Consider the following 24,927-nt stretch of genomic DNA (forward strand, 5'->3'; position numbering starts at 1 on the left):
CACCCCACCCCGAGGATCCGCTACTCCAATTCGGGATCTGCTAGTCCCATCGGGGTAGCGGATCCGGAATCGGGGTAGCGGATCTCCTGGGGATCAGGCGGTGTGGTCGGCGGCGGCGGGTCCGAAGTCGTCCGCGCTCTCGGGGGGCATGGTGCGGGTCATCGCGGCTGCGGGAATGACCGCCCCGGCCAGGAACGTGAGGATGCCGAGGCCTCCCATCACATAGGCGAGCCGGTGTCCGTCGCCGATCTCGAAGCTCGAACCGAAGATCAGCACCATCGAGATCACGAACAGTCCGCCCGTGACCAGCGAGAGCGACTGAGAGCGGGCCTGAAGGAGCGTCGCCAGCTCGAACTCGTCCAGGTATCGGGCGGGGGCGGTGTCCTTGGAGTCGATGGTGATGCGCAGCATCGTCCAGACCACGCAGATCACCACGGTCATGGGGAGCCAGGCCAGGATGATCGGGAACCAGAAGTAACCCGCCACCGCGATCGCAGCCATGATCGCCAGGCTCGCCCAGTTCAGGCGGACGAGCAGTCGGCGTCGTGCCGGGGTGCGCCACGACGGGAGTCTGCCCTCCGTCCGGGTCTGCATCTTCTCGAATCGCTGCTCGGATCGGGTGAGGGTGTCGACGCGGTTGGAGGTCATGATCGGTCCTCTCGGGTGGGGCGGTAGATCTCGGCGGACATCGGTCGGAACTCCTCGCGGGAGAACACGGCCTCGACCGGCAGGTCGAAGACCGCGCAGATCCGGAAGGCCAGATCCAGGCTCGGGTAGTGGTCGCCTCTCTCGAGCGCCCCCACGGTCTGGGGGTTGACCTCGATCTGCTCGGCGAGCGCCGCACGGCTCAGGCGGCGCTCGGCCCGCAACACGGCGATCCGGTTGTGAATGGGGAGCTTTTCCCCCCGTCGGACTGGGCTCATGTATCTAAGTGTTGGGAAAACGCAACGATTTGTCAATGGTTCGTTGTGGGTAGGCTGGATCACATGAGTAGCGGAAGCATCCACGACATCTCGTTCACCACCATCGACGGCGAGCAGGCCAGCATGGGCGACTACGCGGGCCACGCAGTCCTCGTGGTCAACGTCGCCAGCGAGTGCGGGCTCACCCCGCAGTACGAGGGGCTGCAGGAGTTGGCGGACGACTACCGCGACCGCGGCCTCTTCGTGATCGGGTTCCCCTGCAACCAGTTCATGGGCCAGGAGCCGGGTGACGAGGACACCATCAAGGAGTTCACCTCCGGCAAGTACGGGATCACCTTCCCGCTCGCGGCCAAGGTCGACGTCAACGGGCCCGACCGACACCCGCTCTACGTCGAGCTCACCAAGGTGGCCGACTCCGACGGTGAGGCGGGGGACGTGCAGTGGAACTTCGAGAAGTTCCTGCTCTCGCCCGAGGGAGAGGTTGTCGGACGGTTCCGTCCCAAGGTCGAGCCCGGAGCCCCCGAACTGGTGGACGCGCTCGAGGAGACACTTCCGATCTGACCGCGCCGGCGGGGATATCGGTCTCGGCACTGTGTCGGGCTCGGCAATCTGGAGTACACCTCGCCGTCGTCACCGCGTCATCACTCCCTGACACGATGCCCCCATGACCCCGCGCCTCATCGTCTCGGTCTCGGGACTCCGCGACACCACCCTCGACCACGCCGTCGACCTGGTCGGCGACCTCGAACGTCGATCCGTGCCGGTCTCGCTGCTCGTCGCCCCGCGGCGGGGGCGCGAGTACCGACTCGCCGACGACGACGGCACCCAGGAGTGGCTGCGGCATCGCCGGCGGCGGGGCGACGCCATCGTGCTGGGCGGTTACGACGACGCGGCGACCAGGCCCCGTAGGCCCGAGTTCGCCTCGATCGGACCCGCCGAGGCCGCCGTGCGTCTCACCGCCGCCGACCGGCTCATGGCGGAGATGGGCCTGCGGACCCGGGTGTTCGCCCCGCCGCGCTGGAACGCCTCCCCGGGATGCCTCAGGGCACTCCCCGGGGCGGGCTTCCACGCCTGTGCCGCGCTGACAGGGATCCACGACCTCCCGCGCGGCACCATCGAGCGGGGTCGGGCGCTCTCGATCGGCGAGGGGTTCGTCGCCGACGCCTGGTGGTGCCGGGCCCTCGTCGCCGCGGCCGGGCGCACCGCCGAGGCCGGCGGGACGGTCCGGCTCAACGTCGCGGCCGGGCAACTCTCGCGCCGGGCACCCCGGTCGGCGCTGCTCGACGCGGTCGACGCGGTGGTCGGCGAGCACGGTGCGCGGCCCGCCCGCTACGAGTGGTCTCCGGTCGCCCTCGTGGGTGCCGCGTGAGCTTTCGGTCCGGCGACCAGCGGCGGGTAGGATCGACCAGTGAGTCCCGGCCGGTCCGGGATCGTCCCGCGTAGCCGTCCGATCGAGGAGTTCCCACCGTGGCCCGAGTCGTCGTCGAAGTCATGCCCAAGGCCGAGATCCTCGATCCGCAGGGTCAGGCCATCCACCGAGCCCTCGGCCGTCTGGGCCACGGCGGAGTCACCGACGTCCGGCAGGGCAAGCGGTTCGAACTCGAGGTCGCCGACGGCGTGACGGAGGCCGAGCTCGAGGAGATCGCGTCGTCCCTCCTGGCAAACACCGTGATCGAGGACTGGAAGGTCGTCCGCGTGGACACCGCGGAGGCGGCCTCGTGACCGCACGGATCGGCGTCATCACCTTCCCCGGCACGCTCGACGACATCGACGCATCCCGCGCCGTCACCCGGGCCGGGGCCGAGGCCGTCTCCCTGTGGCACGACGACGCCGACCTCAAGGGCGTCGACGCCGTGGTGGTCCCCGGCGGCTTCTCCTACGGCGACTACCTGCGGTGCGGTGCCATCGCGTCGATGGCCCCCGTCATGGGTGAGGTCATCTCGGCCGCGAAGGGCGGCATGCCCGTGCTGGGGATCTGCAACGGTTTCCAGATCCTGTGCGAGGCCGGGCTGCTCCCCGGCGCCATGGGCCGCAACCGCGACATGCACTTCATCTGCCGCGACGAGTGGCTGCGGGTGGAGAACAACGGCACCGCCTGGACCTCCCGGTTCGAGCAGGATGCCGAGATCCTCATCCCGCTCAAGTCCGGCGAGGGCCGCTACATGGCCACGCCCGAGACCATCGAGCAGCTCGAGGCCGAGGGGCGCGTGGTCTTCCGCTTCGCCGGTGACGCCCCCAACGGCTCCACCAACAACATCGCCGGCATCAGCTCCGCCGACGGTCGCGTGGTGGGTCTCATGCCGCACCCCGAGCACGCGATCGACCCGCTGACCGGGCCGTCCGACGACGGACTGGGCCTGTTCCTGTCCGCGCTGGACTCGATCGTCAGGGTCTGATCAGCACGCTGCGCTCAGAGCGAAGGGCCCGCCGGTATTGCTCCCGGCGGGCCCTTCGTTATTCCGTGGGGCTGGTCAGGCGATGCCGCCATTGCTGCCCAGGTCGGCACCGGCGGCACCGATCAGGCCCAGGAGCAGGTTGGGGAGGATGAAGACGGCCTCGAGCAGAGTGTCGATGGCGGACGAGCCGGTCTCCGGCAGGCTTCCGCCGAAATCCATGCTCAGGGGAGTGGTGATCTCGGCGATGGAACCGGTGAGGTCCATGGGGTCTCCTTTATGAAGTTTGCCCCGGGATAGCCGGGGCACGGTGCGGCGACCCGGGTGGTCGCGCGCGCGAGATGATTTTGCCCTTATCTGGTGGACAATGGTTCAACTTTCTTCACATTAGTGACAGAGGTCACTCGCGCCACTCGTGGTCGGCTGTGCCCCGTGCGTCGCCCGCCGACCGCGGCCGATGCGGTAGAACCGTGGGATGAGCGAAACCAGTAACCAGCCCGTCTCCGCCCCCGACAAGGCCGACCGGCCGTTCGACATCGTCCTCTACGGTGCGACCGGGTTCACCGGGGGACTGGTGGCCGAGTACCTGCTGCGGCACATGCCCGAGGGTGGTTCCTGGGCGGTCGCGGGCCGGAACCGGACCAAGTTGGACGCGATCGTCGCCCGACTGGCCACCGAGATGCCGGACGTCCCCGCGCCCGGGGTCGTCGTCGCGGACACCGACGACGCGCGATCGCTGGCGGAGATGGCGCGGTCGGCGCGCGTCATCATCACCACGGTCGGCCCGTACCTCGAGTACGGCGAGCCGTTGGTGGCCGCCTGCGCCGAGGCCGGAACCGACTACGTGGACCTGACCGGGGAGCCCGAGTTCGTGGACCGCATGTACCTCGAGTATCACGACGTGGCCGTGGCTTCCGGCGCACGGATCGTCCACGCCTGCGGTTTCGACTCGATCCCCCACGACCTGGGCGTGTTCTACACCATGAAGCAGGTGCCCGAGGGTGTGCCGGCGGTGGTGTACGGGGCCGTCCACGCGGACGCCCAGTTCTCCGGCGGAACCTTCCACTCGGCCATCGGCCAGTTCGCGCGCCTGCGGGACGCGGCGAAGACCGCCAAGCTGCGGCGCCAGAAGGAGGGCAGGGTCGCCGACCGGCGGATCAAGTCGGTCCAGGGCAAGCCGCACCGGGACAGCGTGCTGGGCCGCTGGCTCGTGCCGCTGCCGACCATCGACCCGCAGATCGTCCTGCGGTCGGCCGCAGCCCTCGAGAGCTACGGGCCGGACTTCACCTACTCGCACTACGCGTCGGTCGGCTCGCCCGTCACCGCCACGGCCGGCATGGTCGGTGTCGGCGCGCTCGCGCTCGGCTCGCAGGTCGGCCCCATCCGGTCGCAGATCCTCAAGCGGATCGACCGCGGGGCCGGGCCGAGCGAGTCCCGCCGGGCCCGGTCCTCGTTCGACGTCACGTTCGTCGCGCTCGCCGGCGGACGTCGGATCGTCACCCGGGTCTCGGGGGGCGACCCGGGGTACACCGAGACGTCGATGATGCTCGCCGAGTCGGGTCTGAGCCTGGCGTTCGACGACCTGCCCGCGCTCTCGGGTCAGCTCACCACGGCCCAGGCCATGGGTGACGCTCTGCTGGACCGGGTCCAGCGCGGCGGCCTGACGTTCGAGGTCCTGTCGACGTAGGTCGGACCCCGGGCGACCCCGCACGAGGTGGGGCCGAAGGCGTCGATTCGCCACCCGGACGGGGCCGACTAGACTCGGCCCCGTGACCTCTCATGTGGACTCCATCTCGCACGCCTCCGACACCCCCGAGCTGGCCCAGCCGTGGGCGGAACTCGGACTCAAGGAGGACGAGTACGCCCGCATCCGGGAGATCCTGGGGCGTCGCCCCACGGACGCCGAGCTGGCCATGTACTCCGTCATGTGGTCGGAGCACTGCTCCTACAAGTCGTCCAAGGTGCACCTGAAGTATTTCGGGGAGACCACCACCGACGAGATGCGCTCGTCCATGCTCGCCGGTATCGGTGAGAACGCCGGCGTCGTGGACATCGGCGGCGGCTGGGCCGTGACGTTCAAGGTGGAGTCGCACAACCACCCCTCGTACATCGAGCCCTACCAGGGCGCCGCGACCGGTGTCGGCGGGATCATCCGCGACATCATGGCGATGGGTGCGCGGCCGGTGGCCGTGATGGACCAGCTTCGCTTCGGCCCCGCCGACGCCGACGACACGCACCGCGTGCTCCCCGGCGTCGTGGCGGGCGTCGGCGGCTACGGCAACTGCCTGGGCCTGCCCAACATCGGTGGCGAGACCGTGTTCGACGAGTCCTACGCCGCCAACCCTCTGGTCAACGCCCTCGGCGCGGGCGTCATGCGCGTCGAGGACCTGCACCTGGCGTTCGCGTCCGGCACGGGCAACCGGATCATCCTGTTCGGTGCCCGCACCGGCCTCGACGGGATCGGTGGCGTGTCGGTGCTCGCCTCCGAGACCTTCGACGTGGATGAGCACGGCGCGCCGGTCAAACCCCGCAAGCTCCCGGCCGTCCAGGTGGGCGACCCGTTCATGGAGAAGGTCCTCATCGAGTGCTGCCTCGACCTGTACCGCGAGGAACTGGTCGTGGGCATCCAGGACCTCGGCGGAGCCGGCCTGGCGTGCGCCACCTCCGAGCTGGCGGCGGCCGGCGACGGCGGCATGCACATCGTGCTCGACAACGTCCCGCTGCGTGCGGAGGGCATGACCGCCGCGGAGATCCTCTCGAGTGAGTCGCAGGAGCGCATGTGCGCCGTGGTGACGCCGGAGAACGTCGAGGCCTTCATGGGGGTGTGTCGCCGCTGGGACGTGCTGGCCGCCGACATCGGCGAGGTCACCGACGGCGACCGGCTCACCATCGAGTTCCGCGGCGAGACCGTCGTGGACGCCCCGCCGGAGTCACTGGCCGACGAGGGACCGGTCTACGAGCGCCCCGTCGAGCGCCCCGCCGACCAGGACGCTCTGCAGGCCGACACCACCGCGAACCTGGCCCGCCCGGCCACCGGTGACGAGCTGCGTCAGACCCTTCTGGACATGATCTCCAGCCCGGCGCTGTGCTCGCGCAAATTCATCACCGAGCAGTACGACCGGTACGTCCGCGGAAACACGATCCTCGCGGAGGCCGCCGACGGCGGCGTCCTGCGCATCGACGAGGAGTCCGGTCGCGGCATCGCGCTGTCCACCGACGCCTCCGGTCGCTACACCAAGCTCGACCCGTACACCGGTGCCCGGCTGGCCCTGGCGGAGGCGTACCGCAATGTCGCCGTCACCGGCGCCACCCCGGTCGCGGTGACCAACTGCCTGAACTTCGGCTCCCCCGAGGACCCGGGCGTGATGTGGCAGTTCCGCGAGGCCGTCCACGGCCTGGCCGACGGGTGTGCCGAGCTCGGCATCCCCGTCACCGGCGGCAACGTCTCGTTCTACAACCAGACCGGCTCCACGCCGATCCTGCCGACGCCCGTCGTGGGCGTGCTCGGCGTGCTCGACGACGTCGCCCGCCGCACGCCCACCGCGTTCGGTGACACCCCCGGTGAGAGCATCTACCTCCTCGGCGAGACCCGGGACGAGCTCGACGGGTCCATCTGGGCCCAGGTCGCCCACGACCACCTCGGCGGACTGCCGCCCACGGTGGATCTGAAGTGGGAGGCCACCCTGGCCCGCATCATGGCGACCAGCTCGAAGGACGGCCTCATCACCGGCGCCCACGATCTGTCCGAGGGCGGCCTCGCGCAGGCTCTCGTGGAGTCGGCGCTGGCGGGCGAGTGCGGCATCCGCGTCGTGCTGCCCGAGGGCGCCGACCCGTTCGTCTGGCTGTTCTCCGAGTCCGCCGGCCGCGTGATCGTCTCCGTGCCGCGCGGCGAGGAGATCCGCTTCCAGCAGATGCTCACCGCGCAGAACATCCCGCACGCGCGGGTCGGCGTGACCGACCCCGACTCGGGCACGTTCGAGGTGCAGGGCCAGTTCACCCTCACCACCGACGAGTTGCGCGCCGCCCACGAGGGGACGCTGCCGGCGCTGTTCGGCGTCGACCCCGTCTGAGTCGTCGGGGAGGACGGCCGGACCGGGGACAGGCGGGCGGATGCGCGACCTGCGCGGGCGTGAGCGGGTCCTCGCGGTGGTGCTCGCCGCCACCGCGGGGTTCGTCGACGCCGTCGGCTTCCTCGTGGTGGGCGGCTACTTCGTGTCCTTCATGAGCGGGAACTCCACCCGCATGGTCGTCGATCTCTCGGGCGGTGACCTCGCAGGTGCCGCCATCGCCGCCGTCGTGCTGGTCTCCTTCTTCCTGGGGGCGGTCGGGGGCGCGGTGGTGACCCGACGTCGCAACCTCGACGACCGACCGGCGGTCCTGTCCCTCGTGGCGTTCCTGCTCCTGCTCTCGCTCGTCCTGCACTGGGCCACCACGGCCACGGTGCTCGGGACGCCGGTGTCCGTCGCGGCGGCGGCGGCATCGATGGGGGCCATGAACTCCGTCTTCCACTCCCGTGGCGAGGTCTCGCTCGGCGTGACGTACATGACGGGCGCCGTGGTGAAGTCGGCCCACCGCCTGGTCGACGCGCTGGCCGGGGGATCGTGGGCCCCGTACCGCCAGCAGGTGGCCCTGTGGTCCGCGCTCGTCCTCGGTGGTGTCGCCGGCGCACTGCTGCACGTGGCCATGGGCGCCACCGCGCTCGCGCTGGCCGCGGCGGTCGTGATCGGCGCGGCGGTCGTGACCGTCCTGCTGCGCGCCCGGGACTACCGCACCCCCTGACGGCCCGTCAGGGCCCCGGGCCTACGGCAGCCCTCGTCGTCGTGCCCCCAGGTAGGCCTCCCGCGCCGCGAGGCCACGGACCACCTCGTCGAGCATAGGACGTACGAACCGTTCCTTGTGCGCGGTGTCGGAGGCCGCCGCGGCGGCCAGGTTGAGCGCGGAGAACGTCGCCAGCATCAGCGACACGCGCACGAGGGTGACGCTGACCGGGAGACCGAACAGCAGCCCGCCGGGCTCGTCGGGAGGGCGCAGCGTCCACCGTGTCTCGGTGATCTCGGGGACGGCGATCCACCCGAGGGTCACGAAGAACAGGAACACGAGCGTCGCGAACAGCGCCGCCTGGATCAGGGTCGCCAGCACGGGCACCAGCACCAGGTTCACCCGCTCGCCCGGACGCAGCGGGTGAACCGGCGCACGCCCACCCAGGTCCTGGAGGATGTCGTCGCGGGTGGAGATGCCCACCAGCAGCACCGTGAGCACCACCATGACGCCCAGCACGGCGAACGTCCGCGGCCAGGACAGTTCCACCATGACCTGCCAGATCTCCACGCTGAAGAACAGGAACAGCACCGCCAACATGAGGATCGGCAGCACCCTCGCCACCATTGGCCCCATGGTGGCCAGTTCCCGCCGCACGCGCCGCGCCGACCAGCGCACCAGCGAGCCCAGCCCCGTGTAGGTGCCCACCAGGACGCCCACCGCGAGCAGGGCGGTGGTGCGGCACGAGGGGCCGTCGTGGGGGTCGAACACGACGTGGGGGACGACGACGAAGGCGATCAGCGACCCGAGACCGATCGCCGAGCCGACCACCGGGCGCGCGTGACGGGCCGCCGTCGACACCAGCCATCCCACGAGTGGGGCGGCGACCCAGAGCGCGACCGCCAGCAGCAGGAGTTCGGCGATCGGCTCCGGGGCGTCGAGCAGATCCGGCTCCGCCCCCGGCCCGGCCCGCTCGAGCAACGCGATCATGTAGTCGTTCGACCGGTCCACGGCGGCGATCCCGGTGGCGGCCACCGCGAGCCCGGCGCCGAGGCCGGCGGAGCGGGGGAGCACCTCGCGGCGCCGGGTGGCCGGGGCGATCACGAGCGGCAACCCCAGGGCGCGCAGGTGGTCCTCGTGGACGGTCAGGCTGCTCGCGGGGGTGGGGTCGGGCGTGGGCACGCGCATATTCTCGCAGTGATCGGGCTCCGCACGGGACGGACCGGCGGCTATCGTCGATCCATGTCCACCAGCGAGCGCACGGCGCCCGTCGCGGGCGGCGGCGCCGACCCGGCAGCTCCGGCCGTGACGGGAGTCCCCGTCGAGCCCGGCCGCCCGACCGAACCACCCGTCTACGTCAGCCCGCCGACCAAGGTCCGCGACGACACGGTGCGGCCACCCCTGCCGGGACTCGCGGTGGACACCGTGTTCTTCGCTGTCGCCACCCTGTCGGCGGGCTGGCTGGGCTGGCGGTTGCTGGGCGACGTCTGGCACCACACTTGGTGGCATCTGTTCCTGCTGATCCCGTTCTGGGCGCTGGTCGCCTACCTGGTGCTGCCCCGCCTGCAGACGCTCGTCACGTCGGTGTACGTGCCCGGGTACTTCATCGCCCGCACCCGCACCTCCGACGGTCTGCTGGGGGATCCGGTCAACCTCGCCGTCGACGGCACGGCCCGCCAGATCCACGAGGCGATGACCGCCTGCGGCTGGGTGCTGGCCGACGACATCACGGTCCGCTCCTCGTGGGGGATCATCATGTCCTCGGTCCTGCGTCGGTCCTACCCGTCGGCGCCGGTCAGTCCGTTGCGGCTCTTCGGTCGCCGGCAGTGCCTGGCGTATCAGCAGGAGGTCGAGGGCAACGCCGCGCAGCGCCACCACGTGCGCTTCTGGCGGTGCCCGGACGGGTGGCTGCTGCCCGGCGGGCACCGGGTGCAGTGGCTCGGCGCCGGCACCTACGACCGCGCGGTGGGCCTGTCGCTGTTCACCCTCCAGGTGACCCACAAGATCGACGCGGACATCGACGTCGAGCGCGACTACATCGTCGACTCGATCCGGTACCACGTCCCCGGTGTGGGGGTCCGGGTGCTGGAGAACTTCTCGACCGGCTACCACTCCCGCAACGGCGGCGGTGACGCGATCCGCACCGACGGGGACCTGCCCGTGCTGGACCTGCGCACCGTGCCGGTGCCCGAGGCGTCGGCGGCCGACCTGCCGCCGGGCGTGGTGCGCGCGGCCCGCGGGTTCGACGACCCGGTCGCCGAGGGCGGCGTCGCCTCGGGGGATCCGGACCGTCCGGCCGACGACGTCGCGCCCGACCCCGGCCACCTGCCGCGGCCGGCGGCGCTCACCGCGGGGTGCGCCCTCGTCGCCGTCAGCGTCCTCGTGTTGACCGTGCTGGCGTTGCGCGACCTGCTGGGCGGGACGGACCTGGAGGAGTTCGCGGGGCTCGAGCAGTCCGAGGTGGTGCCCGCGGTCGTGGTGCTCGCGTTGTTCATCGGCGCGACCTACGGCGCGATGGGGGTTCTGGCACTGCTCACCTACCTGGGGTATGCCAGGCCGCGCGTGTGGTTGCTGACACTGACCGTGGTGAGCACCGTCTCCACCGAGTACGGGCGCGTGTCCACAGATGCCGAGCAGGACACGTTCCTCGGCGGGTACCCCGTCCTGGCGGTCAACGTCCTCATCATGCTGTTGCTCACGAGCCTGGCCGCGCGGACGTGGAGTCGGCGCACCGCCCAGGACCGTCGCGACCGCCGTCGGGGCGTGCGCACGGGCGCGCGGGGACTGCCGGCTGCCGAGGGCCCGGTCACCGTGGCGGCGGGGGATCCGACGTGAGCCGCGTCCCCGACGCCGCGGCGGTGCGCGCGGCCGTCGAGGCGGTGACACCGTGGCTCGACGACGACGACGAGGCGACCGCCAGACCTGGTCGGTCCGCGTTGGCGGCGGCGGTCCGCGGCACCGTGGAGATCCTCGCGGCGGAGCTGCCGGGACGGTCGGTCGAGGTCCGGGTGCCGCCGTTCGCCGCGGCGCAGTGCGTGGAGGGGCCCCGGCACACCCGCGGCAGCCCCCCGAACGTCGTCGAGACGGACCCCCGCACCTGGCTGGAGTTGGCGACGGGCCGGCTCGACTGGGACTCGGCGATCTCCGAGGGCCGGGTGCGCGCCTCGGGGACCCGGGCGGCGGCGGTCGCCGCGGGGCTGCCGGTCGTCCGGCCGGGGTGAGGGGCCCGACCGGGTGCGGGCGGAGGGGGGCTGCGCGCCGGACTTTGGGGCCGCGGGGGTCGGTGACCGTAGACTTGCAGGCGCACCGCCGGGGTCCGTCCGGGCGGACCGCCCCGAAAGTCGCGAGGGAGCACCAGCAGGTGGAGAGTACGTCGTCACGACCGGCACCGTCCGGGTCACTCCGCCGTCCCGGTGGCAGCTCCGCCGTCGGGCTCGGGCTGCCCGATCCGTCAGCCCCCGGCCCCGCAGGCCTGCCCGTCGACGCCGAGCGCATCGGCCCGGTCGAGGAATGCGGCGTCTTCGGCGTGTGGGCCCCCGGCGAGGACGTCGCCAAGCTCACCTACTACGGCCTGTACGCACTCCAGCACCGTGGCCAGGAGGCCGCCGGGATCGCCGTGGCGGACGGTGAGCAGGTCCTGGTCTACAAGGATCTCGGCCTGGTCAGTCAGGTCTTCGACGAGCAGACCCTCGAGTCGATGCACGGTCACGTGGCGATCGGCCACTGCCGCTACTCCACCACCGGCGCGGCGAGCTGGGACAACGCCCAGCCGATGTTCAGGCCGATCATCGACGGCGGTTCCGTCGTCCTCGGCCACAACGGCAACCTCGTCAACACGCAGGAACTCAAACGGCACGCGACGGACCTGGGGATCGGCGGGTACTCGGAGGAGAGCACCCACTCGGACTCCGACATCGTCTCGACCCTGCTGGCCCACGAGGCGCGCGACGGGGGACTCGAGGAGGCCGCGGCCCGTCTGCTGCCCCGGCTGCGCGGTGCCTACTGTCTCACCTTCTCCGACGAGAACACGCTCTACGCGGCCCGAGACCCGCACGGTGTCCGCCCGCTGGCGCTCGGCCGCCTCGAGCGCGGCTGGGTCGTCTCGTCGGAGACGTCGGCCCTGGACATCGTCGGCGCCTCGTTCGTCCGCGACATCGAGCCCGGCGAACTCATCGCGATCGACGCCGACGGCGTACGGTCCCGCAAGCTCTCGCCCCCGACCCCCAAGACGTGTGTGTTCGAGTACGTCTACCTCGCCCGTCCCGACTCGGTGATCAACCAGCGCCTGGTCAACTCCGCGAGGGTGGAGATCGGGCGCCGCCTGGCCCGCGAGCATCCCGCCGAGGGCGATCTGGTGATCCCGGTACCCGAGTCCGGCACCCCGGCCGCCGTCGGTTACGCGCAGGAGTCCGGGATCCCGTTCGCGCAGGGGCTGACGAAGAACGCCTACGTGGGCCGTACGTTCATCCAACCCAGCCAGACCATCAGGCAACTGGGGATCCGGCTCAAGCTCAACCCGCTGCGTGAGGTGATCCGCGGGCAGCGGCTCGTGGTGGTGGACGACTCGATCGTTCGGGGCAACACCCAGCGCGCCCTGGTCCGCATGTTGTACGAGGCCGGAGCCCGTGAGGTGCACGTCCGGATCGCCTCGCCGCCGGTGCGCTGGCCGTGCTTCTACGGGATCGACTTCGCCAGTCCCGCCGAGCTCATCGCCAACGGCGTCGATGCCTCGGACGGGATGCTCGAGGGGGTGCGCCGCGCCATCGGTGCGGACAGCCTCGGTTACGTCTCCGTCGAGGGGATGATCGAGGCCAGCGGCCAACGCGGCGACGAACTGTGCGCAGCGTGCTTCGACGGGCACTATCCCATCGAGCTTCCCGACGACTCGCCCATGAGCGCGGCCGTGCGCGCGCTGGCAGCCGAGGTCGACGGCCTCGAGGCCGATCGCTTCCCGGTCCGCAGTGACATCGCGGACCCCGTCCGCCGACCCTGAACGGGCGCCCGACCAGGGGCGCCGACGAGGAGAGACCACATGACCGACAACTCACACCCCCCGACCGGCGCCTCGTATGCCGCCGCGGGCGTCGACATCGACGCCGGCGAGCGCGCGGTGGAGCTGTTCGCCCCCCACGCCAAGCGGGCGACCCGGCCGGAGGTGATGGGAGGCCTCGGTGGATTCGCCGGCCTGTTCTCGCTGAAGAACACCTACCGGCAACCGCTCCTCGCGTCGTCCACGGACGGCGTCGGGACCAAGATCGCCGTCGCGCAGGCGATGGACGTCCACAACACGGTCGGTATCGATCTCGTCGCCATGGTCGTCGACGACCTCGTGGTGTGCGGTGCCGAGCCGCTGTTCCTGCAGGACTACATCGCCATCGGCAAGGTCGTCCCCGAGCACGTCGCGGACATCGTCGAGGGGATCGCGGAGGGCTGCGTCCGGGCCGGGTGCGCGCTGCTGGGCGGGGAGACGGCCGAGCACCCCGGTCTCATGGCCCCGGGGGAGTACGACATCTCCGCCACCGGTGTGGGGATCGTCGAGGCCGACGAGATCCTCCAGGCCGAGAAGGTCCGCCCCGGCGACGTGATCATCGGCATGGCCTCCTCGGGGCTGCACTCCAACGGGTACTCGTTGGCCCGGCACGTCCTCCTCGAGCTCGCCCGACTCCCGCTCGAGGGGCACGTCGAGGAGTTCGGACGGACCCTGGGTGAGGAGCTGCTCGAGCCGACGCGTATCTATGCGCTCGACTGCCTGAGCCTCATCGCGGAGACCGACGTCCGGGTCTTCAGCCACGTCACCGGCGGCGGGCTCGCCGAGAACCTCGCCCGGGTGATGCCCCGCGGCCTGGTCGCGCGCCTCGACCGGGGGCGCTGGCCCGTTCCCGCCGTCTTCGGCACCATCGCCCATCACGGCCGCGTCGAGCAGGCCGAGATGGAGCGCACGTTCAACATGGGGGTCGGGATGGTCGCCGTCCTGCCCGAGGAGGACGTGGACCGGGCCCAGGCCGTCCTCACCGCACGCCACGTCGAGAACTGGGTGATCGGGCGCGTGGAGAAGGCCGGCGAGGACGCCGACGCCCCCCGCGTGACACTCGAGGGTTCACACGCCCGGTTCTGACCGCTCGCAGACGACAGCGACCCGGCCGGGGCAGTTCCGGCCGGGTCGCTGTGTCGTCGTGCGGTGTCCCGGCCAGTGTGACACGCGTGAGCCGGGCATCCTCGGGGATGCCCGGCCCACGTGGGTCTACCGGGAACGGGGGATGATCAGTACCTGGTGTCGCCGTCGGACCATGACCCGTAGGGGTCATCGTCCTCATCGGTGCTGAGCCGCGTCGGCGACCCTCCACCCGACAACTCCTGCTGGAGACGTTCTAGGTCCGTCTGCGGAGTGTTGTACTTGAGTTCGCGAGCGACCTTGGTCTGCTTCGCCTTCGCGCGGCCTCGGCCCATTGACCTGACCCCCTCGGAAACGGTGCTGGGCCACCTCGGGGGTGCCCATTGCAAGTGTGAGTATCTGCCTGTCCACAGGATAGCGTGCCCGGCGCGGAATGTCCGCCCGGGTGTCGAGGGAGTCGTCTCCGGCAGTGACCCGCGGGGGTGATCCGACCCCCGCGGGGGTGTCAGGCCTGGCCGCGGAGTCGGCGGATGGCCTCTCGTCCGGCCTGGGTCCCGGTGTCCTCCGGGGCGCTGTCCGGGTCGACGGCGGCGACGACCCCGTCGATCTCGAGGGCGGCGTCGACGGCCACGGACCGCTTGAGCAGGGCGAGGGCCACCGGTCCGTCCTCGTGGTGCTGGACCACGGTCCCGACGCGTCCGACGGGGCGGCCGGCGGCGCGGACCTCGGCGCCCGGCACGGGCAGTTCGTCGCTGGCGGATCCATCCAGCTGGAGTCGGACCAGGACCCGGGGCGACCGTCCGAGGTTGTGGACCCTGGAGACGGTCTCCTGGCCGCGGTAGCACCCCTTGTCCAGGTGCACGGCGCCGCGCTGCGCCACATCGCCGATCCAGGTGGGGAGCTCGTGGGGGATGGTCTTCTCGTCGGTGTCCACCCCGAGGCGGCCGCGTGGCGGGGTCGTCCCCGCCGCCCGTAGGGCCTCGAACGCCCACGAACCCGCCGGACGCGCTCCCGCGGCGACCGCCGCGTCGAACCACGCGCTCAGTTCGGAGCGCGGGACCAGCAGGTCGATCGATCCGGTCAGGGGCCAGGGCATCCGCCGGGCCACACCGCCGCCCGGCAGCGGGATGCCGGCGTAGTCCCCGACCGGCAGGGTCACCTCGGTGCCGTCCGGGGCCTCGAGGGTGGCGGGGAGGGCGGCGCCGGTGAGGGTGAGGACGGCGAGGTCCGCGGTCTCCGGTGTCGCGTCGGCCCAGAACACCATCTTGGTGAGGAACTGCAGCAGGTCCGCTCCCCGGCCGGGTTCGGTGTCCACGACGAGCGTGCCGGCGACGTCGGCGAGGACCGCGTGGTGTTCCACCCGCCCGTTCGCGTCCAGCACCAGCGTCTCGGCGCCGCCACCGTCCGGGATCTCGGACACGTGCTGGGAGACGAAGCCCTCCAGCCAGGTCAGCCGCTCGCTGCCACCGATGGTCAGGACGTCCCGGTGGGAGCGGTCGACGACCACCGGCGCGGAGTCGGCCGCGCGCTGCTCCCCGAACGGGTCGCCGTAGTGGTACGGCACCCCGACGTCGGGGGAGGTGTCGGCCTGGTTCACTGCTCCGGGGCGGTTCAGGATCGGGCTGCGGTAGCCGCTGTCGGTCCGCTCGGGCACAACTGGGTCGGTCACGATCGCGAGTCTACGTACCCCGCCGTAGTGTTGGGCGGCATGGGCACAGCAGCGGAAACGGGTACCGACCGGACTGACGACGCACGGGTGGTCGTCCTCGTCGCGGGCGGTCCGGAGGGGCCGCGTCCCCGGGTCCACCCGTCCGATCAGCCACTGTTGTTGGCCGACGACCTGGCCGCCGTCCGTGGCGACGGTTGCTTCGAGACACTCCTCGTCGTCGGTGGCCGCCCCGCCAAGCCGGAACGTCACCTGGCGCGACTCGCCAGATCAGCGGCCTCGCTGGGGCTGACCGGGCCGTCCCCGGAGCAGTGGCTGGCGGGCATCGACCTGGCCGCGCGCCGGTGGGGGCCGGACTCGGAGGCGATGCTGCGGTTGGTGCTGTCCCGCGGGCCCGAGCGCGGCGGGCGGGAGACGGCCTACATCACCGTCGCGCCCGTGAGCGGGGTGGCCCTGCGGGCACGGGCCGACGGAATCGCGGTGACGGCCCTCGGTCGGGGGTATGCGTCGGACGTCGCCGCGTCCGCCCCGTGGCTGCTGCTCGGATCCAAGACGCTGTCGTATGCGGCCAACATGGCGGCGCTGCGGCACGCCGCCGCGGCCGGGTTCGACGACGTGATCTACCTGTCCTCCGACGGCGAGGTGCTGGAGGGCCCCCGTTCCACCGTGGTGATCGCCCGCGGCGGTGAGCTGGTGAGCCCTCCGGCGGAGGTGGGGATCCTCGAGGGCACCACCCTGGCGGCCATGGCGGAGATCGCCGGGGCCGAGGGTGTGCGCGTGCGGCGGGAGCGGCTGCTGCTGACCGACCTGTTGGCCGCGGACGCGGTGTGGCTGTTGTCCTCGGTGACCCTGTGTGCGCGGGTCCGCAGGGTCGACGATGTGACGCTGTCGACCGGGGACCCCGGGATCGATGTCGTCGGCATGGTCGACCGCGCGGTCGGCCGCGGGTGACGGGCCCCGCCACCCGGGCGGGGAACCGCTAGCCGGCTATCCGACGCAGTCGCGCGGACATGTGGGGCACCAGGCCCCGCTCCGGGTGGACGCGCTCCTCGACCCAGCCCAGGTCGCCACCCTCGACGATCCCGTAGATGCGCTTGGCGCCGCCACGCTTGGGTCCGGTGGGGGACGCGAGGACCACGTCGGTGGTCATCTCCCAGGCCGACTGGCTGATCGGTGCGCCGTAGTACATCTCGATCACGCCGGACGCGTGGGCCACGAGGAACTCGAGCTGGTCATCCGCGGAGATCCGCCAGAATCCCGTCTCCCGGTAGGCCGCATCGTCCACGGCGCCACCGGCGTCGAAGGTCCAGGCGCGGGAGGTCCAGGTCAGGTAGTTCTCGCCGTCGTGGGCGACGATGAGTTGTTGGCCGAACCGGTGCTGGCCGCGGTCCTCGGTGTCGGCCTCGCCCTCACCCTCCCAGACGCCCACGAGGGGCAGCAGGGCCAGCAGACCCGGGTGCAGATCGGGGCCGAAGCGCAGGTTGGCGGTGTCCTCCGGGACCGGGAGCTCGGAGAACGGGGCGATGTTGCGGCGGGCGGTCGCCTCCGACCGCTCCGCCGCCGCGTCGACGGCCGCGTTTCCGGATCCGGGCACGACCGACCCGCCGCCTCCCCCTACGGGGACGGGCGGCGTGGGGTCACCGGTGTTCGGCTGGTCGCGTTCCGTCACGACTCGTCGGTGACCGTGCGGTACACGATGTAGCAGGTGGCCCACAGGATGGCCAGCGTGCAGAGGACCAGGAGGATCTCGAAGAAGAGCACCATGGCCCAATCCTAACCCCGAGCCTCTCAGCCGAGTGAGACGCGGGCCTCGATCGAGTGGATGAGGCAGTCCTCGGGGGGCACGACGAAGTCCTCGCTGACCCGCGCGGTGGCGCCCACGACGGTCGCCAGGGTGAAGTCCGCGTGCACGACGCCCTCGCGCCCCGGGGGGTCAACGGTGATGACGATGTCGCGGACCTCGCGGATCACCGAGTACTGCAGGTGCAGGTGGAGGTCCCACCGGAGCTGGTCCGCCCCGAACCCGGTCTTCAGGCCGTTCTCGCGACGGACACAGTCCTTCGCGAACGGCACACGGAACGCCGCGGCCGGGACCGTGAGCGCGGTGAGGTACATCCGAACGGCTGCCTCCCGCTCCTCGGGGGAGTAGGGGCCGGGGTGATCGGGCACGGCCGGGGTCGCCCCACGGCGTTGATCGATTCCCACGAGGACGGTGGAGGCGACCGCGGCGCCGACGGCGACGACGGAGGCTCGCCCGGCCATACCGAGCGCACGCGACAGGAGAGACATGGGATCGAGATTAGCCAGTCCCGCCGGCCGCCGGGGTGAACACACGGCTCACCGTTCGACGGGGACCCCGATGAGGGAGCCGTACTCCACCCAGCTGCCGTCGTAGTTGACGACGTTCGGTTGATCGAGGAGCTCGTGGAGGACGAACCAGGTGTGGCTGGACCGCTCGCCGATCCGGCAGTACGTGACGACGCGCTGCCCGGGGGTGCCGAGAAGATCGGCGTAGATCTCGCGGAGCTCGGCGTCGGGCCGGAACGTACCGTCGCGGGTGACGGCTCGGTTCCACGGAATGCTCACCGCGCCGGGGATGTGCCCGCGCTGTCGGCCGCCCTCCTGGGGCAGGCCGGCCGGTGCGGCGAGCCGGCCGGTGAACTCGTCGACCGATCGCACGTCGACGAGCGCGTCACTGCCGAGGCCCGAGAGCACGTCCTCGCGGAACGCCCGGATCGACAGGTCCTGGGGCTCGGCGACGTACTCGGTCGCCGGGCGCTGCGGCAGCTCGGTCTCCAGTGGCAGGCCGTCCCGTTCCCAGCGCATACGGCCACCGTCGAGGAGGCGGACGTCGGGGTGCCCGTACAGCCGGAGGTACCAGTAGGCGTAGGCGGCGAACCAGTTGTGGTTACCGCCGTAGACCACCACGGTGTGCTCGCGGGTGATGCCCCGAACGGACAGGAGTTCGCCGAACCGCTCACGGTCGACGAGATCGCGCGTGTACTCCTGCTGGAGTTCGGTTCGCCAGTTCAGCGCGACGGCACCGGGGATGTGCCCGTCGGAGTGGTAGGCCGTCACGTCCTCGTCGACCTCGAGGAAGACCACCGAGTCGTCGGCCAGGCGCGAGGAGGCCCAGCGGGTGCTGACCAGTACGTCGTCGCGACTCATGGGCCCGAGTCTAGAGGTCCGTCCGTGCGAGGCCGTCGAGCGGCGCGGTGCCGGGCCCGCCGTCACCGGCGGCGGTGATGGTGCCGCCCGTGATGCTGAGGGTCTCGACCGCCACGCCCAGCGGGAGGACGTCCGGTTCCAACGTCAGTGCCGTGCGGCGCAGGGCCAGCTCGCCGTCGCCGTCGGGGAACCCCGCCGGCCCGGTCGCGGGTGCCACGGGGACGAGCCGTGCGCCGAGGTCGTCGACGACGAGGTCGACGAACGCCGAGACGCGGACGTCGGATCCCTCGAGTGTCCCGGTGACCCGGGCCCGGGTCTCGGTACCCCCGGCGAGGCTCGGGTCGTCGGCCGCGCCGACCAGCACGTCCCGCATCCCCAGGGCCGGGCCGAGCGAGGCCCCGGTGATCTGTACCGAGACCGTCACCGCCCCGGCGGTCAGCGGACCGGTCGGGTCCTCCGGCACGGAGACGTCGGTGGCCACGGCCTCCACCGCGACCGGCCCGAGCCCGGGCCGGTCGACCCCTTCGACCCGGATCGTCGCCGAGACGAGGGTGTCCGGGCCGGACCACCGCGACCCCGGCGCGCCGCCGATCGTCACCGAGGGGGGCCCGGCACCAGTGTTCCCCGGGTCGATCCGACCGGACAGGTCGGCCTCGATCCGTGAGGCGGACACCGTCTCCACGGTGAAGGCGCTGCCGGCCACGACGGCCACGGCGACAGCCGCGATGACGACGGGGCGGGGGAGTCTCATGGCATTCAGGTGTACTCCAATCCCCGTTTCGGGGGTGCGGGTCGCTAGTATCGTCTCGGCCCCCGGACGGAGAGGAAGCGACATGGACGTAGTGCTCCTCGCCGCTGAAGCAGACCCGGAGGCGGTCATCCCCGCGCTGCCTCTCCTCCCGCACTCGGTGCGTGTACTCCCGCCGCTGGCGTCCTCGCTGGGGGATCTCTCCGGTGCGGCACTCGCCCTGGTCGACGCGCGGAGTGATCTCGCGGCGTCGCGGGCACTGTGCAGGCTGCTGTCCGGTGGCGGGGACCTCGCCGTCATCGCCGTCGTCTCCGAGGGGGGACTGATCGCCGTCAGCGGGGACTGGGGCCTCGACGACATCCTCCTGCCGACCACCGGGCCGGCGGAGGTGGACGCCCGGTTCCGCCTCGCCGCCGCGCGGCACTCGTCCCAGGGCGAGGCGGACGGTGGCCTCCTCACGGTCGGCGAGCTGGTCATCGACGAGGAGACCTACGTCGCCCGCGTCAAGGGGCGCCCCCTGGATCTGACCTACAAGGAGTTCGAGCTCCTCAAGCACCTGTGCCAGCATCCCGGCCGGGTCTTCTCCCGCGCGCAGCTGCTCCAGGAGGTGTGGGGTTACGACTTCTTCGGTGGAACCCGGACCGTCGACGTCCACGTCCGGCGACTGCGCGCCAAGCTCGGTCCCGATCACGAGTCGCTGATCGGCACCGTCCGTAACGTCGGGTACAAAGCGGTCCGGCCGTCGGATCGCAGGGAGGACGGAGGCGACGCATGACAGTCACCGAACGCGCACCGGACGCCGGTGCCGCCGACCGCATCGAGGCGATGGCACGGCAGGCGGGATCGGTCGACGGGGTCGCACCCCTCGGTGAGCAACCCCTCCGGGCCCTCCGCGGGCCGGCCGGCGGGGCGCGTCACTTCCTCGCGACCGACCCCGATGAGCCCGGTGCCGCCGCGGGCGGGGGTTCCGTTGACCCCGCGATCGTCGGCTACGCCCAGCTCGTCGGCGCCGGGGACGAGGCCTCGGCGGAACTGGTCGTGGACCCCTCGCACCGGCGCCGGGGGCACGGGAGCGCCCTCGTCCGCGCGGTCCTCGAAGCCGAGCCCGGCGCCGCGATGTGGGCGCACGGTGACATGCCGTCCGCGCGGGCCCTGGCAGAGGGCCTCGGGCTGGCGCGGACACGCGAACTGCTGAAGATGCGCCGGCGCGCCGCCGGCGGGCCCGCGCTTCCGGATCCGCACCCGCCCGGGGGGATCGAGACCGGAACCCTCGCCGAGGCCGCGTCGGAGGGCGGGTCGCGGTGGCCGGGGATGGACACCCGGGAGGAGTTCCTCCGCGTGAACAACGCCGCGTTCTCGTGGCATCCGGAACAGGGGGGCTGGACGCGAGAGCAGCTCGACGACCGGCTCGGCGTCGACTGGGTGGATCCCGGCGCGGTCTTCCTCGCCGTGGATGCCGCGGGCGAGACGCCGCGGCTGGCCGGGTTCCACTGGACGAAGACCGTCGCCGAGCCCGGGAAGCCGGTCGAGGGCGAGGTCTACGTGGTCGCCGTGGACCCGTCTGACCAGGGCAGGGGCCTGGGCGGTCTGCTCACCGCCGTCGGGGTCGAGCACCTCGAGGGCCGGGCCGGGGCGGAATCGGTCGTCCTCTACGTGGAGGGCGACAACCTCCCGGCCATCCGCACCTACGAGAGGCTCGGTTTCGCCGTCGAGCACCGAGACGTGACGTACGCCTCACGCTGAATTCCGCGGCGGTCCGGAGACGAGATCTCAGGATCACCCCAGGTGGGGTACCGCGGGGGGGGAGGGACGGCTGTCCGGGTGAACAGCCCATGACCAGGGAGTTCATCTCGGGTTCACCTACGTCCTCGGCGTTGTTCACGTCCGCACCCTAGGTTCTCTCCACGTCGGATCGGCGTGTCCCGGTCCGGCCCTGCGACCCAGTCGCCGACAACGTGACCCGGTGGAGGTCTCCACCGGATGAACCAAGGAGATTTTGTGGACCTCAAGCGCACCGGTGCCCTGCTCGGGCTGGCCGCCCTGACGACGGCCGGACTGGCCGCCTGCTCCGACGACAACGCGGGGACCAACGACACCGCCCAGAACGTCGCGGGCGTCGAGTGCGAGGGGAAGCCCAACCTCAATGCCTCGGGATCCTCGGCGCAGAACAACGCCATGACGATCTTCGCCAACTCCTACGCCACGAGTTGTGAGGGACAGACCATCGACTACAACTCCAACGGCTCCGGCGCCGGCGTGAAGGAGTTCATCGGTGGACAGACCGACTTCGGCGGTTCCGACTCGGCGCTGAAGGAGGACGAGTACCCCCAGGCCGAGCAGCGCTGTGAGAGCCCCGCGTGGAACCTTCCGGCGGTCTTCGGTCCGATCGCGGTGGCCTACAACCTCGACGGGGTCGAGCTCAGCCTGTCGGGCTCCACCATCGCCCAGATCTTCAACGGCGAGATCACCACGTGGAACGACCCGGCCATCGCCGCGGAGAACGAGGGAGTGGAGCTCCCCGAGCAGGACATCACCGTGATCTTCCGCTCCGACGAGTCGGGTACGACCGACAACTTCCAGAAGTACCTCGTGGCCGCGTCCGACGGCGCGTGGACCCAGGAGGCCGGCAAGACGTTCAACGGCGGCGTCGGCGAGGGCGCCAAGGGCAACGAGGGCGTCTCGGCCGCGATCGGCCAGACCCCGGGGACCATCACCTACACCGAGTGGTCCTACGCCAAGAACCAGGGCCTGTCGATGGCCAAGGTCATCACGCCGGCGGACGCCGAGGGCGTGGAGCTCAACGCCGAGACCGCGGGCACGACCATCGACTCCGCCAAGCTGCAGAACGAGGGGACCAACGACCTGGTGATCGACACCTCGTCCTTCTACGTCCCGGAGGCCGCGGGGGCCTACCCGATCCTCATGCCGACCTACGAGATCGTCTGCTCCGAGTACCCCGACGCCGAGACCGCTGCTGCGGTCAAGGCCTTCCTGAACGTCGCCGTCTCCGAGTCCGTGCAGGGTGAGCTCGAGGGCGAGGGTTACATTCCGGTTCCCGACGCCTTCCGTGGCAAGCTGACTGACGCGATCGACGCGATCAAGTGATAGCCCGGTCGCTGTCCCCGTCCGCGGACGGGGACAGCGACCGACCTCATACAGACCCCCGGAAGACTGAAGGTCCCATGACTGTGCACGACTCCGTCGAACGAGACGTCGACAAGACCGCCGGCCGCCGCGGTGAATGGTCGGAGGACGACCACCCGGGGGCCGGGGGCCGGGGAGACGGCCCACGGGGCCTGCTCACCAACGGGTCGTCCCGGAATATCGACTCCGTCTTCCGGTCGGTCACGGTCGCGGCGGGCGCGATCATCGTCGGGCTCATCGCGCTGATCGGCATCGTGCTGGTCCTCCAGGCGGTGCCCTCCATCCTCCAGGACCAGGTCAACTTCTTCACCAGTTCCGAGTGGAACACGACCGATCCCGACAACCTGAGGTTCGGCATCCTCGACCTGTTGAAGGTCACGGTCCTGAGCTCGGTCTTCGCACTGCTGCTCGCGGTGCCCGTCGCGATCGGGATCGCGACGTTCCTCGTCCAGTACGCGCCACCCCGGATCTCCCGGGCGCTGTCGGCGATGATCGACCTGCTGGCGGCCGTCCCGTCGATCGTGTACGGGATGTGGGGACTCATCGTCCTCGGCCCGTGGATCACCCCCTTCGCCACCTGGCTCAACGAGAACCTGGGGTGGTTCTTCCTCTTCGCCGACGGGAACGTCTCGATCGCCGGAGGCGGGACCATCTTCACCGCGGGCATCGTGCTCGCGATCATGATCCTCCCGATCATCACCTCGATGTCCCGCGAGACGATCCGTCAGACCCCGTCGTTGCACCAGGAGGCCGCTCTGGCACTCGGCGCGACGAAGTGGGAGAAGATCCGGATGACGTGCTTCCCCTACGCCAAATCGGGCATGATCGCCGGGTCGATGCTCGCCCTCGGCAGAGCGCTCGGTGAGACGGTGGCGGTGCTCATCATCCTCCGTGCCTCGAGCTCGGCCAGCGGCCTCTCCCTGTTCGACGGGGGCTTCACGTTCGCGTCCAAGATCGCTTCCGGGTCCGCGGAGTTCAACAACCCGATGTCGACCGGGGCCTACATCGCCGCCGGGCTCGTGCTCTTCCTCCTCACGTTCATCGTCAATCTCATCGCGCGCTCGGTGTCCGGTGGAAAGGTCAACGGCTGATGTCCCAGGTAACCCCCGACCTCGCACGACCGGCCAAGCCGTCCGAGACCTTCCTCCCCGTCTCCGGTGGGCGGAAGGCGAAGAACTCCGTGGCGACGGTCGTGTTCACCCTGTCGTTCATCGTCGCGGTGATCCCGTTGATCGCGCTGCTCTACAAGGTGGTCTCCGCGGGGGCCGAGGCGATCATCAACCCGAACTGGTGGACGAACTCGCTCTTCCTGGTATCGCCGTCGTCGCTCGCCGGCGGCGTCGGTCACGCCATCTACGGCAGCCTCGTCCAGGCGCTCATCGCGGCCGTCATCTCGATCCCACTGGGTATCGCCGCCGGCATCATGCTCGTGGAGTATCCCGACTCCACGCTGGCGCGACCCACCACCCTCATGGTCGACGTCCTCGCCGGCGTCCCCTCGGTGGTCGCGGCGATCTTCATCTTCGGCATCTGGATCACGATGCTGCAGTTCGAATTGAGCGCCTTCGCTGTGGGACTCGCGTTGGTCCTGCTCATGATCCCGCTGATCGTCCGCTCCACCGAGGAGATGCTCAAGCTCGTCCCGGATGAGTTGCGTGAAGCCTCGTACGCGTTGGGGGTGCCCAAGTGGAAGACCATCACCAGCGTGGTCATCCCCACCGCGCTGTCGGGGATGATCTCGGGCATCTTCCTGGCGCTCGCCCGGGTGATGGGGGAGACCGCGCCCGTGCTGATCCTGGTGGGGTACACCGCGAGCTACAACTACGACCTCTTCCAGGGCAACATGGCCTCGCTGCCACTGCTGATCTACAACCAGCTGTCCAACCCCAACGACGCCGGTCAGTACCGCATCTGGGGCGCGGCCCTCACGCTCATCCTCATCATCGCGCTCGCGAACGTTCTCGCGGCGTTCGCTTCCAAGGCGCTCGCGCCGAAGACCAAGTAAGGACACATCG

27 protein-coding genes are annotated in these 24,927 nt (G+C 71.0%); 17 read left to right on the forward strand and 10 right to left on the reverse strand.

Annotated features, from left to right (window positions below; genetic code table 11):
• Positions 1-93: 93 nt before the first annotated feature.
• Complete coding sequence (locus J1M64_RS08085; RefSeq protein ID WP_067711963.1) at positions 94-648, reverse strand: hypothetical protein; 555 nt, start codon at positions 646-648, stop codon at positions 94-96.
• Positions 645-923, reverse strand: a complete 279-nt coding sequence (locus J1M64_RS08090) for a helix-turn-helix transcriptional regulator (protein ID WP_069389637.1) — start codon at positions 921-923, stop codon at positions 645-647. The genes J1M64_RS08085 and J1M64_RS08090 overlap by 4 nt, the downstream gene beginning before the upstream one ends.
• Positions 924-986: 63 nt before the next feature.
• Between J1M64_RS08090 and J1M64_RS08095 the strand changes: the two genes are divergently transcribed.
• From J1M64_RS08095 to purQ, 4 genes are all read left to right on the forward strand, one after another.
• On the forward strand, positions 987-1,484 hold the full coding sequence (locus J1M64_RS08095) for a glutathione peroxidase (protein ID WP_067711967.1): 498 nt from the start codon (positions 987-989) through the stop codon (positions 1,482-1,484).
• 103 nt (positions 1,485-1,587) lie between these two features.
• Positions 1,588-2,292: a DUF2334 domain-containing protein gene (locus J1M64_RS08100; protein WP_206473835.1), complete on the forward strand. Its 705-nt coding sequence runs from the start codon at positions 1,588-1,590 to the stop codon at positions 2,290-2,292.
• Positions 2,293-2,390: 98 nt separating this feature from the next.
• Positions 2,391-2,645 carry a phosphoribosylformylglycinamidine synthase subunit PurS gene (gene purS / locus J1M64_RS08105; protein ID WP_067711971.1) on the forward strand — a complete coding sequence of 85 codons (255 nt, stop codon included), beginning with the start codon at positions 2,391-2,393 and terminating at the stop codon, positions 2,643-2,645.
• Complete coding sequence (gene purQ, locus J1M64_RS08110; RefSeq protein WP_206473836.1) at positions 2,642-3,319, forward strand: phosphoribosylformylglycinamidine synthase subunit PurQ; 678 nt, start codon at positions 2,642-2,644, stop codon at positions 3,317-3,319. The genes purS and purQ overlap by 4 nt, the downstream gene beginning before the upstream one ends.
• Positions 3,320-3,394: 75 nt before the next feature.
• Here the strand turns inward: purQ and J1M64_RS08115 are convergent, their stop codons facing one another.
• Entirely contained in the window at positions 3,395-3,583 is a 189-nt protein-coding gene (locus J1M64_RS08115) for a hypothetical protein (protein WP_206473837.1), read from the reverse strand.
• A gap of 208 nt (positions 3,584-3,791) precedes the next feature.
• On the opposite strand from J1M64_RS08115, the gene J1M64_RS08120 reads away from it, so the two are divergent.
• The 3 genes from J1M64_RS08120 (at position 3,792) to J1M64_RS08130 (ending at position 8,095) form a co-directional block, all read left to right on the forward strand.
• Positions 3,792-5,003, forward strand: a complete 1,212-nt coding sequence (locus J1M64_RS08120) for a trans-acting enoyl reductase family protein (protein WP_206473838.1) — start codon at positions 3,792-3,794, stop codon at positions 5,001-5,003.
• Positions 5,004-5,085: 82 nt separating this feature from the next.
• Complete coding sequence (gene purL, locus J1M64_RS08125) at positions 5,086-7,386, forward strand: phosphoribosylformylglycinamidine synthase subunit PurL (RefSeq protein ID WP_159148463.1); 2,301 nt, start codon at positions 5,086-5,088, stop codon at positions 7,384-7,386.
• 40 nt (positions 7,387-7,426) lie between these two features.
• Entirely contained in the window at positions 7,427-8,095 is a 669-nt protein-coding gene (locus J1M64_RS08130) for a YoaK family protein (RefSeq protein ID WP_069388991.1), read from the forward strand.
• Between the two features lie 21 nt (positions 8,096-8,116).
• Here the strand turns inward: J1M64_RS08130 and J1M64_RS08135 are convergent, their stop codons facing one another.
• A complete protein-coding gene (locus tag J1M64_RS08135) occupies positions 8,117-9,262 on the reverse strand; it encodes a hypothetical protein (protein ID WP_240341548.1) in 1,146 nt (381 codons plus the stop codon).
• Positions 9,263-9,316: 54 nt separating this feature from the next.
• Here J1M64_RS08135 and J1M64_RS08140 point away from each other — a divergent pair, with 54 nt between their 5' ends.
• From J1M64_RS08140 to purM, 4 genes are all read left to right on the forward strand, one after another.
• Positions 9,317-10,909, forward strand: a complete 1,593-nt coding sequence (locus J1M64_RS08140) for an LssY C-terminal domain-containing protein (RefSeq protein WP_163377132.1) — start codon at positions 9,317-9,319, stop codon at positions 10,907-10,909.
• Entirely contained in the window at positions 10,906-11,295 is a 390-nt protein-coding gene (locus J1M64_RS08145; protein ID WP_163377131.1) for a sterol carrier family protein, read from the forward strand. The genes J1M64_RS08140 and J1M64_RS08145 overlap by 4 nt, the downstream gene beginning before the upstream one ends.
• 140 nt (positions 11,296-11,435) lie before the next feature.
• Complete coding sequence (gene purF, locus J1M64_RS08150) at positions 11,436-13,067, forward strand: amidophosphoribosyltransferase (protein WP_069388590.1); 1,632 nt, start codon at positions 11,436-11,438, stop codon at positions 13,065-13,067.
• A gap of 39 nt (positions 13,068-13,106) precedes the next feature.
• Positions 13,107-14,189 carry a phosphoribosylformylglycinamidine cyclo-ligase gene (gene purM / locus J1M64_RS08155; RefSeq protein WP_067712004.1) on the forward strand — a complete coding sequence of 361 codons (1,083 nt, stop codon included), beginning with the start codon at positions 13,107-13,109 and terminating at the stop codon, positions 14,187-14,189.
• Positions 14,190-14,335: 146 nt separating this feature from the next.
• On the opposite strand, the gene J1M64_RS08160 is transcribed toward purM, so the two are convergent.
• Complete coding sequence (locus J1M64_RS08160) at positions 14,336-14,521, reverse strand: DUF3073 domain-containing protein (protein WP_067712007.1); 186 nt, start codon at positions 14,519-14,521, stop codon at positions 14,336-14,338.
• 170 nt (positions 14,522-14,691) lie between these two features.
• Positions 14,692-15,855, reverse strand: coding sequence for a folate-binding protein YgfZ (locus J1M64_RS08165; RefSeq protein WP_083249487.1), 1,164 nt, complete (start codon positions 15,853-15,855; stop codon positions 14,692-14,694).
• Positions 15,856-15,894: 39 nt separating this feature from the next.
• Between J1M64_RS08165 and J1M64_RS08170 the strand changes: the two genes are divergently transcribed.
• Positions 15,895-16,803 (forward strand): aminodeoxychorismate lyase, encoded by a 909-nt coding sequence (locus tag J1M64_RS08170; RefSeq protein ID WP_069388594.1) that lies wholly within the window; start codon positions 15,895-15,897, stop codon positions 16,801-16,803.
• 28 nt (positions 16,804-16,831) lie between these two features.
• On the opposite strand, the gene J1M64_RS08175 is transcribed toward J1M64_RS08170, so the two are convergent.
• From J1M64_RS08175 to J1M64_RS08190, 4 genes are all read right to left on the reverse strand, one after another.
• Complete coding sequence (locus J1M64_RS08175) at positions 16,832-17,521, reverse strand: FABP family protein (RefSeq protein WP_083249488.1); 690 nt, start codon at positions 17,519-17,521, stop codon at positions 16,832-16,834.
• A gap of 119 nt (positions 17,522-17,640) precedes the next feature.
• The gene (locus J1M64_RS08180) at positions 17,641-18,141 is read right to left on the reverse strand and encodes a hypothetical protein (protein ID WP_067712013.1); all 501 of its coding nucleotides are present in this window, start codon (positions 18,139-18,141) and stop codon (positions 17,641-17,643) included.
• A 48-nt stretch (positions 18,142-18,189) separates the two neighbouring features.
• Positions 18,190-19,020: a sulfurtransferase gene (locus J1M64_RS08185; RefSeq protein ID WP_067712016.1), complete on the reverse strand. Its 831-nt coding sequence runs from the start codon at positions 19,018-19,020 to the stop codon at positions 18,190-18,192.
• A 10-nt stretch (positions 19,021-19,030) separates the two neighbouring features.
• Positions 19,031-19,771, reverse strand: coding sequence for a DUF2993 domain-containing protein (locus tag J1M64_RS08190; protein ID WP_132063998.1), 741 nt, complete (start codon positions 19,769-19,771; stop codon positions 19,031-19,033).
• Between the two features lie 82 nt (positions 19,772-19,853).
• Here J1M64_RS08190 and J1M64_RS08195 point away from each other — a divergent pair, with 82 nt between their 5' ends.
• The 5 genes from J1M64_RS08195 (at position 19,854) to pstA (ending at position 24,917) form a co-directional block, all read left to right on the forward strand.
• A complete protein-coding gene (locus tag J1M64_RS08195; RefSeq protein WP_067712021.1) occupies positions 19,854-20,543 on the forward strand; it encodes a response regulator transcription factor in 690 nt (229 codons plus the stop codon).
• Complete coding sequence (gene mshD / locus J1M64_RS08200; protein WP_132063997.1) at positions 20,540-21,511, forward strand: mycothiol synthase; 972 nt, start codon at positions 20,540-20,542, stop codon at positions 21,509-21,511. The genes J1M64_RS08195 and mshD overlap by 4 nt, the downstream gene beginning before the upstream one ends.
• Before the next feature lie 255 nt (positions 21,512-21,766).
• Positions 21,767-22,873, forward strand: a complete 1,107-nt coding sequence (gene pstS, locus J1M64_RS08205; protein ID WP_096905966.1) for a phosphate ABC transporter substrate-binding protein PstS — start codon at positions 21,767-21,769, stop codon at positions 22,871-22,873.
• Between the two features lie 77 nt (positions 22,874-22,950).
• Complete coding sequence (gene pstC / locus J1M64_RS08210; protein WP_082923668.1) at positions 22,951-24,003, forward strand: phosphate ABC transporter permease subunit PstC; 1,053 nt, start codon at positions 22,951-22,953, stop codon at positions 24,001-24,003.
• Positions 24,003-24,917 carry a phosphate ABC transporter permease PstA gene (gene pstA, locus J1M64_RS08215; RefSeq protein WP_067712026.1) on the forward strand — a complete coding sequence of 305 codons (915 nt, stop codon included), beginning with the start codon at positions 24,003-24,005 and terminating at the stop codon, positions 24,915-24,917. The genes pstC and pstA overlap by 1 nt, the downstream gene beginning before the upstream one ends.
• Positions 24,918-24,927 lie beyond the last annotated feature (10 nt).

The sequence above is a fragment of the Dietzia sp. KRD202 genome, assembly GCF_017168155.1.
GTDB classification, from domain to species: Bacteria; Actinomycetota; Actinomycetes; order Mycobacteriales; family Mycobacteriaceae; genus Dietzia; species Dietzia kunjamensis.

What these genes read in the sequence shown, in the direction of transcription:
- J1M64_RS08085 (WP_067711963.1), bottom strand. Translation starts at nt 648, where the DNA reads ATGACCTCCAACCGCGTCGACACCCTCACCCGATCCGAGCAGCGATTC.
- J1M64_RS08090 (WP_069389637.1), bottom strand. Translation starts at nt 923, where the DNA reads ATGAGCCCAGTCCGACGGGGGGAAAAGCTCCCCATTCACAACCGGATC.
- J1M64_RS08095 (WP_067711967.1), top strand. Translation starts at nt 987, where the DNA reads ATGAGTAGCGGAAGCATCCACGACATCTCGTTCACCACCATCGACGGC.
- J1M64_RS08100 (WP_206473835.1), top strand. Translation starts at nt 1,588, where the DNA reads ATGACCCCGCGCCTCATCGTCTCGGTCTCGGGACTCCGCGACACCACC.
- J1M64_RS08115 (WP_206473837.1), bottom strand. Translation starts at nt 3,583, where the DNA reads ATGGACCTCACCGGTTCCATCGCCGAGATCACCACTCCCCTGAGCATG.
- J1M64_RS08120 (WP_206473838.1), top strand. Translation starts at nt 3,792, where the DNA reads ATGAGCGAAACCAGTAACCAGCCCGTCTCCGCCCCCGACAAGGCCGAC.
- J1M64_RS08130 (WP_069388991.1), top strand. Translation starts at nt 7,427, where the DNA reads ATGCGCGACCTGCGCGGGCGTGAGCGGGTCCTCGCGGTGGTGCTCGCC.
- J1M64_RS08135 (WP_240341548.1), bottom strand. Translation starts at nt 9,262, where the DNA reads ATGCGCGTGCCCACGCCCGACCCCACCCCCGCGAGCAGCCTGACCGTC.
- J1M64_RS08140 (WP_163377132.1), top strand. Translation starts at nt 9,317, where the DNA reads ATGTCCACCAGCGAGCGCACGGCGCCCGTCGCGGGCGGCGGCGCCGAC.
- purM (WP_067712004.1), top strand. Translation starts at nt 13,107, where the DNA reads ATGACCGACAACTCACACCCCCCGACCGGCGCCTCGTATGCCGCCGCG.
- J1M64_RS08160 (WP_067712007.1), bottom strand. Translation starts at nt 14,521, where the DNA reads ATGGGCCGAGGCCGCGCGAAGGCGAAGCAGACCAAGGTCGCTCGCGAA.
- J1M64_RS08170 (WP_069388594.1), top strand. Translation starts at nt 15,895, where the DNA reads ATGGGCACAGCAGCGGAAACGGGTACCGACCGGACTGACGACGCACGG.
- J1M64_RS08180 (WP_067712013.1), bottom strand. Translation starts at nt 18,141, where the DNA reads ATGTCTCTCCTGTCGCGTGCGCTCGGTATGGCCGGGCGAGCCTCCGTC.
- J1M64_RS08185 (WP_067712016.1), bottom strand. Translation starts at nt 19,020, where the DNA reads ATGAGTCGCGACGACGTACTGGTCAGCACCCGCTGGGCCTCCTCGCGC.
- J1M64_RS08190 (WP_132063998.1), bottom strand. Translation starts at nt 19,771, where the DNA reads ATGAGACTCCCCCGCCCCGTCGTCATCGCGGCTGTCGCCGTGGCCGTC.
- J1M64_RS08195 (WP_067712021.1), top strand. Translation starts at nt 19,854, where the DNA reads ATGGACGTAGTGCTCCTCGCCGCTGAAGCAGACCCGGAGGCGGTCATC.
- mshD (WP_132063997.1), top strand. Translation starts at nt 20,540, where the DNA reads ATGACAGTCACCGAACGCGCACCGGACGCCGGTGCCGCCGACCGCATC.
- pstC (WP_082923668.1), top strand. Translation starts at nt 22,951, where the DNA reads ATGACTGTGCACGACTCCGTCGAACGAGACGTCGACAAGACCGCCGGC.
- pstA (WP_067712026.1), top strand. Translation starts at nt 24,003, where the DNA reads ATGTCCCAGGTAACCCCCGACCTCGCACGACCGGCCAAGCCGTCCGAG.